12 protein-coding genes and 1 pseudogene are annotated in these 10,702 nt (G+C 39.0%); 10 read left to right on the plus strand and 3 right to left on the minus strand.

Annotation, left to right across the window (positions count from 1 at the left end):
* The 7 genes and pseudogenes from G337_RS28310 to G337_RS0117690 all read left to right on the plus strand — a co-directional run.
* On the plus strand, positions 1-132 hold a 132-nt coding region (locus G337_RS28310; protein WP_211235821.1), incomplete at its 5' end, for a transposase.
* Between the two features lie 206 nt (positions 133-338).
* Complete coding sequence (locus tag G337_RS0117665; protein ID WP_028865066.1) at positions 339-764, plus strand: hypothetical protein; 426 nt, start codon at positions 339-341, stop codon at positions 762-764.
* A gap of 121 nt (positions 765-885) precedes the next feature.
* On the plus strand, positions 886-1,272 hold the full coding sequence (locus G337_RS0117670; RefSeq protein ID WP_028865067.1) for a hypothetical protein: 387 nt from the start codon (positions 886-888) through the stop codon (positions 1,270-1,272).
* 82 nt (positions 1,273-1,354) lie between these two features.
* Entirely contained in the window at positions 1,355-1,657 is a 303-nt protein-coding gene (locus G337_RS26580) for a transposase (protein WP_084605469.1), read from the plus strand.
* A 204-nt stretch (positions 1,658-1,861) separates the two neighbouring features.
* On the plus strand, positions 1,862-2,131 hold the full coding sequence (locus G337_RS29590; RefSeq protein WP_028865068.1) for a barstar family protein: 270 nt from the start codon (positions 1,862-1,864) through the stop codon (positions 2,129-2,131).
* A gap of 145 nt (positions 2,132-2,276) precedes the next feature.
* A pseudogene (locus tag G337_RS29595) lies at positions 2,277-3,085 on the plus strand (transposase); the annotation flags it as partial.
* Positions 3,086-3,297: 212 nt separating this feature from the next.
* The gene (locus G337_RS0117690; RefSeq protein ID WP_028865069.1) at positions 3,298-4,179 is read left to right on the plus strand and encodes a universal stress protein; all 882 of its coding nucleotides are present in this window, start codon (positions 3,298-3,300) and stop codon (positions 4,177-4,179) included.
* Positions 4,180-4,638: 459 nt separating this feature from the next.
* On the opposite strand, the gene ablB is transcribed toward G337_RS0117690, so the two are convergent.
* The gene (ablB, locus tag G337_RS0117695; protein ID WP_028865070.1) at positions 4,639-5,523 is read right to left on the minus strand and encodes a putative beta-lysine N-acetyltransferase; all 885 of its coding nucleotides are present in this window, start codon (positions 5,521-5,523) and stop codon (positions 4,639-4,641) included.
* A gap of 203 nt (positions 5,524-5,726) precedes the next feature.
* Complete coding sequence (locus tag G337_RS0117700) at positions 5,727-6,920, minus strand: KamA family radical SAM protein (RefSeq protein ID WP_028865071.1); 1,194 nt, start codon at positions 6,918-6,920, stop codon at positions 5,727-5,729.
* 802 nt (positions 6,921-7,722) lie between these two features.
* On the opposite strand from G337_RS0117700, the gene G337_RS0117715 reads away from it, so the two are divergent.
* From G337_RS0117715 to G337_RS0117725, 3 genes are all read left to right on the plus strand, one after another.
* Entirely contained in the window at positions 7,723-8,718 is a 996-nt protein-coding gene (locus G337_RS0117715; RefSeq protein WP_028865073.1) for a transposase, read from the plus strand.
* Between the two features lie 465 nt (positions 8,719-9,183).
* The gene (locus tag G337_RS0117720; RefSeq protein WP_157619373.1) at positions 9,184-9,975 is read left to right on the plus strand and encodes a substrate-binding periplasmic protein; all 792 of its coding nucleotides are present in this window, start codon (positions 9,184-9,186) and stop codon (positions 9,973-9,975) included.
* A gap of 88 nt (positions 9,976-10,063) precedes the next feature.
* Positions 10,064-10,324: a type 2 periplasmic-binding domain-containing protein gene (locus G337_RS0117725; RefSeq protein WP_028865075.1), complete on the plus strand. Its 261-nt coding sequence runs from the start codon at positions 10,064-10,066 to the stop codon at positions 10,322-10,324.
* A 53-nt stretch (positions 10,325-10,377) separates the two neighbouring features.
* Here the strand turns inward: G337_RS0117725 and G337_RS0117730 are convergent.
* A partial coding sequence (locus tag G337_RS0117730; RefSeq protein ID WP_028865076.1) for an IS3 family transposase occupies positions 10,378-10,702 on the minus strand: 325 nt, incomplete at its 5' end.

Consider the following 10,702-nt stretch of genomic DNA (forward strand, 5'->3'; position numbering starts at 1 on the left):
GTGTTTGGTAATATTACGGTCAATAAAGGCATGAACAAGTTCACACTGCGTGGACAAGAGAAAGTGAATGCGCAATGGCAGATGTATTGTTTAGTGCATAATATTGAAAAGTTAAGAGCCAGCCTGCATTGAAGATGGACTAATTGATAGTCATCAGTCCGAATATTACTCCCCCTACAAGCTCCACCATCAGTTTTACACCTCAATTCAATAAATCAGTCATCCAAAATAGAATAATCTATTGAATATCAAGCAAATGTAAATTACTGTGTTTGTATTTTTGGGTGCTGGTTGAAAATGAGTAATTCTACAGCCTCGTTAGTTTTTAGGGGAGTTGGGTGAAATATTTATTTTTTGTATTACTTCTTATTGCTAATAGTGTTTTTGCGATAAATGAAAATAAGATTGTTTCTGACTTTATTTCTTCTAAAAATACATCAGGTGAAACGGTGAGTGTTTCCGATACAATTTCTGGTCAATTGATTGAATCCTATGAAATCGAGAATGATCTATATATTGTTCATTGGTTATATCAAGGAGCCAATTATTGGCAGCATCGCATTTATTTAATCAAAGGTTCAAATGGTAAGGTCGAGGAATTGGATAAACTTTTTATCGATGGGGATGTTAAATATACCGAATACAGTAAAAACATTTTAAAAGTAATGTTTTTATCTTACGGTAAAACCATACCTAGGTGTTGTCCTGATGTTGAAAAAAAATTGAACTATAAAGTTCAGGGAAATAAATTTTTATTAGAGTAATAAAAACTAACAAGCCGTTAAAGTGCGACAAAATACAGTTAGCTATTTTCGCTGCGCTCAAGTTTAGCTAACAATATTTTGCGCCTTAACAGGGGCGTTATGTGCCACTAGGAATTAGAGAATGCCTTTAGAAGTTGGAATTGGAAAGGATGAAAAGTCTTTAGAGTTTAAGCTGGTATTCAAGCCTGAGGCATTTTATTGGGTATTAACTCCAGAAATTGATCATTTGAACTCTGTTACTGGAAAGTATATTGATCTCTATAGTGAGGTTAAGTTTCGACCAGTAGAGTCTGTTCATTTAAGAAAACTTATAAATGATGTAAAAGAACGGATAGCAACTAAGCCAGATTATTGGCAAGAATGTGTCGGTAAACAAACCTTTCCAGAAGAAAAAGAGATTTATAAAAAGGTTAGTAAATATAAATTTCTTGAGTTTATTTATGAACTTGAGTTAATTGTAAAAGAGTCAGAAGATCAGAATCTAATTGTGGTTTTCGATGGAGATTAAACACATAACAAGTAGCTGCAATCTGACCTTGATCTTCCCCGCTTTAACGGACACCAAAATCTAATTAAAGATGAGGTGTCTTATGCCAAAGTACAACAACCCAAGACGAACTTGGAAGTATTCAAACGATTTTAAAGTTAATGCAGTACAACTGAGTTTTGTTGTCGGTATTACTATCAAATCCGTCGCTGAAAAACTCGACATTCATCCCTTTATGCTGTCACGATGGAGAAAAGAATATCGTGAAGGAATTATTGTGGCTGACAAACGTAAAAAAGTAGCAGTGAACAAGTTCACACTGCGCGGCCAGGAGAAAGTAAATGCCCAATGGCAGATGTATTGTTTAATACATAATATAGAAAAATTAAGAGCCAGTCTGCATTGAAGGTGGGGTAATTGATAGCCATAAGCCCAAATATTATTCCCCTATAAGCCTCACCATCAGTTTCACTGCTCAATTCAACAAATCAGCCTCCTAAAATAGAATAATCTGTTGAATATCAATCAAATATAAATTACGGTGTTTATGTTTTTAAAATAGTGGCTGAAAATGAATAATTCTACAGCCTCGTTATAACGCAGGTCTAAAATGCAAATAGATTTATGTTCCATTGAAAGTAACGAGCAGCTCCATAAGCATCTATCCAGTTCGCTATTGTTTCCAGACTTTTATGGTATGAATTGGGATGCGTTTTGGGATTGCATAACTGATTTGATAGTGTTGCCAGAAACAATTGAGTTTTTAAACTCTCAAAGTTTAAAGGCAAAGCTCCCTGAGTCATATACACAACTTAAAGAGTGTTTTACTGACTTAGCGTTAGAGTACCCAAACATTAATTGTCATGTAATTTGGCATTAATGCGTTATAACAAATGTTTTCAAGCGGACAATAAACAGTTGGTTGTTCGCTCTTTTTTTAGTTTTATTGAATTGTATAAAAAACGTACTTGATTGTGCTGATCGTCTGTGATCTAATGGTTATTATTCGCCTAGAGTGAAATGTAATGGCCAATTACAAACCTGATTTATCCTGCCAAAGTAAATTTATTCCGATTGATTTCTCACAGCAAATCATCCCCGGTACATTTGAATATGCGCTTTCCCATATCGTCGATAATCACTTTGATTTAACTCCCTTTGATGACTGGTACAATAATGATAATGGTGGCGCAGCAGCCTATCCTCCATCGGTTATGTTAAAAATTATTCTCTTCGGTTATTCTCGTGGATTGGTGAGTAGCCGTCGGATTGCCGAAGCTTGTGAAACCAACATTACCTTTATGAGTTTATCGGGTGATGAACAGCCGCATTACACCTCTATCGCCAGCTTTGTGGCCAGAATGAAAGATAAGATAGAGCCTCTCTTCACGCTGGTGCTGATGATATGTGATAGGAAGGGTTAATCGGTCGACATATGTTTGCGATTGACGGATGTAAGATAAAATCCAATGCCAGTAAAGAGTGGAGCGGTACGTTTGAAGAGTTAGGCCGTAAACAAGCCAAGCTTCGTCTGGCCAGTCAACGCATCATTGAACGTCATCAAGCACAAGACGGCTTAAGTGAAGTACAGCATGACTTAAAACAGAAGGAAAAGCTCGACAAAAGTGCGGATAAAATCAAAGCATTTCTGGCTGCAAATAAAGAGAAAACCGGCAGTCGTAAGAACCCCGTTAAAAGTAATATCACCGATCCGGATAGTGCCAAGATGACCACCAGTAAAGGTACGCTTCAAGGCTATAACGGTATTGCCATTAATGATGATAAACACCAAATTATCATGCAGGCAGAGGTTTGGGGCTCGGTTGGTGAGCAACCGAATAAGATAGGACATCCACACGTTGAGCTATTTAAAATCATTACGTTATGATTAAAAATGCTTGGGTGTCTCCATTTTTTGCCGTTCACTGCACCACTACAACCTGGCAAAAAAGAAGATAACACTTTATTTTCATGAAAACTGCTACGTCAAGTATCACTTTATACTATAGTTATTGTATATTTTTCGTGTACTTAAAGGGGTCTGTAATGGCTAAAATATTAGTTATCCTTGAGCAAGAACAAGAGAGCAAGTGTGCATTGGATAGAGCTATTGATATCGCTAAAATAACAGGGGCGGACATCCATGTATTAATCTACTGTTATGAGAATTTAAGCTGGATGAATGATGTTTTTGATATGATCGAGAACCTGCGAATAAAAGATCAATTAATTCAAGAAAAAGAAGCCTGGTGGCAAAAATATATAACGGCTTATAGCAATACCATATCAATTACCCATGAAGTTATTTGGGAAAAATATTTTGTCGATGCTGTTTTAACGCATTGTGAACAGCATGAATATGACTTTTATGTAAAAAAAGGCCGTCGTAGCGAGTCGTTTTTACATACACCTTCAGATTGGCTGCTATTACGAGAGAGTAAGATACCTTCATATATTGCTGCTGAACAACAAACAAGCAATGATGGAAAATCTGTTTTATTAGCATTGGATTTGATGGCAAGCAGCCAGGAGAAACAAAAATTAAACCAAAAATTATTAACATTTGGTTTTGATTTTGCGGAAAAAATGTCATTGGCAATTCATTGCTGCTTTGCTATTTCACCACCTCGCATCTTGACGGATATTGGCCCTGATAAAGCTCAAGAGTATTGCAAAAAAATAGAGGCATTAGCGTGTAAAAATGCCAATTCGCTGCTTGAAGAATTTAATATCCCTCCAGAAAACATCCATATAAAAATTGGTGCTCCTTACGAAGTGATTGACAGTATTTCCTGTCAGCATCATGCAAGTGTCGTTATTATAGGCAGTATGGGCAAGAAATTGTTGGCTGGAAAAGTGATTGGTAATACTTGTGAAGAAGTACTCCATGTCACTAAAAAAGATATGATTGTGCTGGGTTACAACTAAGATTTCTTGGTTTAGGGGGGATTATTGGATAATAACCCCGTGTTTAACAGACGTAGGGGATTGCCAATTTATTGAGCTGAGCCGATCAAATCCAGTTGAACAGGATGGTAGGCTCAGCTCTTTAATCTTGATCTAGTGTCTTTTATCTATTTTTCTGAAAATTCAAAACTAAAACCTGAGCCCATCAATTTTATAGAATGGAATCATCTTTGAGGTGTACCATGCTCGCTTATTCTTGAATCGAGCAATTCTATGGGCTATTGGATACTTTAGAGTGTTAGCTGTAACAGCTAAGCATTGCCAATGGGCAATTTTCCTGTCATTCTGCTTTTTTATCTGTCAAATCAAATCGCCACTTTCATCAGTCAACTCGCAAAAAATTGACTGAATTACAAGTAAATTGTTATCTCATTTATAGCCAAAACCTTGTAAAAAACTTTGGGTGTCCAGCTCTATGGTCTACTCAACATTCAGTGGTTTACACCAGATATTCATACTTTCAATCTGACCACTGATCTGGGTGTTGTTAATTAACCGCCCCTGATAGTGATAGCCATTTTTGGCAAATGTTCTGTTCATAGCAACAGAAGCCGCACGTGCTATGGTAAACGCCTGCCGAAAACCCAGTTGTTCCATGCTGGATTCCATTTTATTTAGCAGTGCAGCTGCCAGCTGCTGCCCTCTGAACTCAGGTAAGGTCGCAAAGTCCGTCATCTCCACAGCCATATTTTCCAAATCCTTTTCAGCAGAGGCTAAGGCAATCAGTCGGCCTTGGTGTTTGATGCCGAAATAACTGACATTATCGGACATGGTTTCACACAAATAGCTCGCCTCATGAATGGGGAAGGGATAGCTTGGGAAGATCTCACGATATAAACGGGCCATCTCTTCGGCATACACTTTATCCAATGGCATAACCTGCCAATGAGCAGCAGGCGTTATCTTTGACAGATTTATCCCGGACAGATTATTGCGGGCCAGATCCAGTACCTTTTTATGTTCTGCAGCTCTGCTATCTATTTGGCGCTCAGGAGCAAGATAAGCACATAACAATAATGCATCTTCATCCACACCCTGTCCCATGGCTGGGTAATATCCCGGCAAGCGCGCTTCCTCGGTAAAGCCGTGGTTGAAAAAGTGCTCCGACTCACATTGCCTAACCTTGGCAAACAATTTGCCATAACCCTGTGCTTTGGCTAATTGATACATGGCCGCCGGCAGACGATTCGGTTCACCTTGCTTCATTGACATTAAATAAACCCGGCTGCTGTTAGGACCATATTGAATACTGGCTCCTTCAAGCAGATCACAGGTATCAAACAAGCAGCGGCTAACTTCGCTCATAATTGTCCTCAGTAAGTTGTACAGTCATTATGCCCCCTCATGCTAAAACCTAACCCGGCAAGGGCACGTGTCGGGCTTTTTGATATTTCGCCCGCCCAGATAGTAATCATCAGCCGTTTCATGATGGCGAAAATGATAATAAACAAACGCCAGCAGCCCAGTCAAACAGCGGGCAAAAACGGCATAGCCAAAATAGTACATGATTACTCATCTAGAAGGAAAGTCATGTCGGTGCTGCGCCCTTCAAAGTTAGTCGCGATGAGTTTGCTTTCACCATCGATCTCCTGCCTGCTGACGTATTCCGGCTGTACAGGCATTTTACCTAGACCACTAATACCATCAACGATAAAGGTCGGAATGGCTGGTCCTGATACCCAGCCTCGGATGCCATGGTAGATTTCCAGCATACGATTATAGCTGACCTGAAATTTGCTGTTACCAGGAGCGGGATCCATGGAATAAACATAGTATGGACGAATACCATTGGAGATCAGTTCCATAACCAGATCACGCATCACTTCAACGCTGTCGTTAACTCCCTTGATCAACACGCTTTGATTGCCAAGCATGATACCGCTGGTACGCAGCATTGCCATATGCTTCTTAAACAGCGGAGTAATTTCTTTTGGATGATTGACTTGGGTATTGAGCAGGGTGACACGGTTTTTTACTAATACCTGACACAGCTCAGGCGTAATACGTGTAGGCAATTGAGTGGGTAAGCGGCTGCCGATGCGTAATATTTTCAGATCTGGACGAGCCTCACGGATCATGGACAGAATATGATCTAGTTTGTCATCAGTCAGTAGCAGTGGATCTCCTCCAGACAGCAGCACATCCTGCACTTCCGGATGTTCACGTAAGTATTCAACTGAGTTACGGATCCGCTCTATGGAGATAACATTCAAGGGTTCTGACACCATTCGCTTGCGAGTGCAGTGGCGGCAATAGGCTGCACAAATATTGTGTACCAGAAAGAGTACGCGATTGGGGTAGCGGTGAACGATGGAGGTCCCCTCAGGCATCATGGCATCTTCACCCAGCTGATCCCCCATCTCTTGTGGTGCTACATCCATTTCATTTTGTTCAGGTACGTATTGAATGCGGATCGGACAAGCCTGATCGTCTTTATCCATCAATTGAGCAATATAAGGCGTAATTCGAGCCGCTATGACCTTATAAACCTCACTATCGACTGGGTTAATATTGTGAAATACCTTGGCAAGTTGCTTATCTGTTTTAAAGGAGTAAGCCAATGTTTCGCGCCAAGGGCGGCTGGTGACATCAAAGTCCATCAATGACTGATAGTCAGCAAACTTATCCTCTTCTTTATTCTTAACCAGTTTAAGGAAGGTATCTGGGGTGAACTGCTTAACTTTTACGGATGCGTGCTGCATGAAGGTTTTACCTATAGTTATATTAAAGTGGTTATAGTTGTAATAATTAGAGTTCTAATTATTGTTGCATTTATAATAAAGGGCTTCAATAGCATTATTGCAAATTATCAGTATTTGATATGGCTGCGCTTAACCAGTAAGCCGTTATTTTCAACTAATATAGAGGCTGAACACATAGCTAGATCGTCACAATATAAAGCGGTTGATATCAAGTGAAAGAAATAAATGAACATGCCTGTCAGCTCGGACAAGTGAAAATCAGAAAGGTTAAAATTTTTAAAAATATCAAAGTCGTCACCACAGGGCTGCTAAACAGCTAGCGGCCTCTATCTATTGTTAAAGGAATTCAAATGGCGCCCTGATAGCTCTGTGGTGATGAATAGTGGTTATATACAAGAGGCAGAAGTGTGATGGTGCTGACCGCAATCAGTAGTGGTTTAGGTAAGGGGAGTGTGATGCAAGTTGCAATCTCTAACTGAGAGGGGGATTCAATAAATTCTATTATAGTTCTAATTACTTTGGCCGTGTAACCACAAGTATTTATTAAAGAGGAAATTACTGGGGCAATAGCTGTCTAGCTCCTATTCATCAGGTTCAGTTATTATCGCAAGTTCAGAAACACGGTAGGGCTTGAATTGGAAATGCATTCACTTTATGAATCTGCAAGACAATCATTAGTGAAACAATAGATCTGGTGGATCTGGAATAGGTCTGGACAGCCATACTTTTATACTTTTTTGACGGATTTTGAATTTATACCTACTATATAACCAGTGTTTTTATATACATTGGTGGGGCGGGTATGACTCAGTCACGTAAAACTTTAATTTCCCTAGAGGATACACCTTATTATCACTGTATTTCTCGTTGTGTTCGTCGAGCCTTCTTGTGTGGTGAAGATGAATATAGCGGTCAAAGTTTTGAGCATCGCCGGCAATGGATGATTGACCGCATTCGTTACCTTACTAATATATTTGCTGTTGATGTCTGCTCTTACGCGATTATGTCTAATCACTACCACCTTGTGTTACATATCAATGAAATGGAAATTAAAGCGTGCTCCGATGACGAAATATATAATAGATGGTGCCGGATTTACTCTGTTCCGCCAATTATTTTGCGTTGGCAGCTCGGTAAGTTAACCTCAGAAGAGGAGCGTATAACCGCACTTAAAATTATCGGCGGCTGGCGAGAGCGGTTAGCAGATATCTCATGGTTTATGCGATGCTTAAATGAGTTTATAGCTCGTAAGGCGAATAAAGAAGATAACTGCAAAGGACGTTTCTGGGAAGGGCGTTTTAAATCGCAGGCTCTGCTGGATGAGCAGGCGTTATTGACTTGTATGGCTTATGTCGATTTAAATCCTGTTCGCGCGAAAATGGCAGAAAGTGTTGAAATGTCTGAATATACCTCTGCTTTTGAGCGAATTCATGGTATTGCGCATTATGAAGATAAGGTTCAAGTAACTGATGTTCAGAAACAATTATTTGCTTTTGTCGGTGCTCAATGCCTGGAACAGCCGCAAGGTATCGCTTACTCACTGTTAGATTATATTGAGCTGGTTGACTGGACTGGACGATTTATCCGAGAAGATAAACGCGGTGCCGTTTGTGTTAATGCCCCTAAACTATTAACCTCGATGGGCTTGGATAATGAAACATGGTTAGCTTTAGCCTGCAGTTTTGGTAAAGATTACCATGTTGCAGTCGGTTCGCTTGATGAGCTTGCTTTATTTGCAGAACATACAGGTAAATGCTGGATATCTGGAAAAACAAAGTTACAGAAAATGTTTCATTAATCGTTTGTTAACAAATGCTTAATATAATCAGCTGTAATAGCTAAGCGTTGCTAATGGGCTGTCTTCCTGTCATTCTGTTTTTTTATCTGCCATATCAAATTGCCACTTTTATCAGCCAATTTTCAAAAAAATGACTGAATTACAGACGATTGGCATTTTTATCTATAGTTAAAAATTTGCATGAAAAGTTTTGGGTGTCCCGCTCTACTTATTTATAGTCAACAATTTGCATAAAAAGCTTTGGGTGTCCTGTTCTAGATAATATTGGGGATCCTGCTCTATTTTTATAAAAAGCTTTGGGTGTCCTGTTCTAGGCACTACCTTTGGGCATCCAGCTCTACTATGAGCTTATTGAATACGTGAGGAATCAGTCTATCCTTATATAAAAATATGGTTGTAAAGGGGCAGATAATTCTAATCAGGGAGTTTCATTAAGTGACTTAGCCACTCGTTGTGAGATTGAAAATGAAAATTGCAAAACTATTAGCCTTTAATATAATCTTTTTCCAAGCTCCCTTTGTGATGTCAGATGAAAAATTGAACTTAGTTACTGCCTTAGAACCACCGCAACAATATCTAGAAGATGGTAGGCTGCAAGGTATTGGAATTGATGTAATTAATGCTATTCAAAAAGAAGTTGGGAGTAGTTATAAAATTTCATATTTTCCTTGGGCTAGAGCTATGAGGGACGCAAAAACAACAAAGAATACTGTTATGTTTTTGGCTGCAAAATCCCCGGATAGGGAACCTTATTTCAATTTTATTGGCCCTATTTTATCAAAAAAATATTATCTCTATAAGAGATCAAATAGTAGTCTCGAGATTCAGTCTCTTGAAGCAGCTAGAAACGTGAAGTCAATAACCAGTATGCGGAGTGATGTGAGGACTAGTTATCTGATTAGCCGTGGATTTAATAATATCCAGGTGCTAGTGACTCATAAGCAGGGACTGCTAATGCTCATCAAGGGGCGAGCTGATCTATGGACAAATTCTGACTGGGAATTACCTTCTCAGTTAAAAGCCGCGAATATACAATCTTCTCAACTTACTCCGGTTTATGAACTATTCAAAAAGTTCAACTATATTATCGTTAACAATCAAACCGATCCAAACATTATAAGTAATTGGAAAAAGGCTCTAAGAAAGATAAAGGATGATGGGACGATGGAGATCATCGCTGCGAAATGGAGTGAAAAGCTGAATATGAATCTTCATTTTAACACTAAGTCAGACGCCATAGAGATTAAGTTGGAATAGGTTAAAGGGGGTTGATTCGTTATTTACATTATTAGGCCTTGTATAGATAGTCATAGGTTAAATTGGAGCCAATAATCTGCACAAGCTTATGTGGAAGCGCTTTGATCTTCTGGCTGATGAGAAACTGGGTGTATTACATATCATTAATACACGTTTTCCTGACTGGCGCCATGAAATTGACATTCTAGAACCTCCGTTACAGATAAATGAACTGCATGTAATATTTTCTAAGAAGATCTCTGATCATCAGAAAATTACCAATAACTTCAATCAGGGTTTAGAGGAAATCATAGCTGACGGAGCATTTGATGCACTTTTCAAAGAATACGGCTTTAGTCAAAACAATTAGCTGTTGTTAATAAGCCCTTAATTGATGTGGTCAACTAAATTCTCTCACCCTAGTTAAGCTACTTTTTCCAAATACCCGTTCATCATTTCAAAGGTGTTCGGGCAGTGATAACCCAAGTATGAATGAAGGCGATTGCTGTTGTACCACATGGTTATGTAATTCAATATATCCTGCTGAGCTTCATAACGAGTAGCATAATTTTTCCAATTGACCCTTTCCTGCTTCAGGCTACCGAAAAAGCTTTCTGCTACGGCATTGTCCCAACAACAGCCTTTTTTGCTCATACTCCCAACAAACTTGTGTTTTTTCAGTATATTTCGATATTTATCACTGGCATATTGAACACCTTGATCTGAATGCACAATAAGCCCAGGAGCA

Origin of the sequence: Psychromonas aquimarina ATCC BAA-1526 (assembly GCF_000428725.1) — a bacterium.
GTDB classification, from domain to species: domain Bacteria; phylum Pseudomonadota; class Gammaproteobacteria; order Enterobacterales; family Psychromonadaceae; genus Psychromonas; species Psychromonas aquimarina.

Coding starts and splice junctions, on each gene's coding strand:
- G337_RS0117725 (WP_028865075.1), top strand. CDS start 10,064: ATGTGGAAGCGCTTTGATCTTCTGGCTGATGAGAAACTGGGTGTATTA.
- G337_RS29590 (WP_028865068.1), top strand. CDS start 1,862: ATGCAAATAGATTTATGTTCCATTGAAAGTAACGAGCAGCTCCATAAG.
- G337_RS0117700 (WP_028865071.1), bottom strand. CDS start 6,920: ATGCAGCACGCATCCGTAAAAGTTAAGCAGTTCACCCCAGATACCTTC.
- G337_RS26580 (WP_084605469.1), top strand. CDS start 1,355: ATGCCAAAGTACAACAACCCAAGACGAACTTGGAAGTATTCAAACGAT.
- G337_RS0117670 (WP_028865067.1), top strand. CDS start 886: ATGCCTTTAGAAGTTGGAATTGGAAAGGATGAAAAGTCTTTAGAGTTT.
- ablB (WP_028865070.1), bottom strand. CDS start 5,523: ATGAGCGAAGTTAGCCGCTGCTTGTTTGATACCTGTGATCTGCTTGAA.
- G337_RS0117715 (WP_028865073.1), top strand. CDS start 7,723: ATGACTCAGTCACGTAAAACTTTAATTTCCCTAGAGGATACACCTTAT.
- G337_RS0117720 (WP_157619373.1), top strand. CDS start 9,184: ATGAAAATTGCAAAACTATTAGCCTTTAATATAATCTTTTTCCAAGCT.
- G337_RS0117690 (WP_028865069.1), top strand. CDS start 3,298: ATGGCTAAAATATTAGTTATCCTTGAGCAAGAACAAGAGAGCAAGTGT.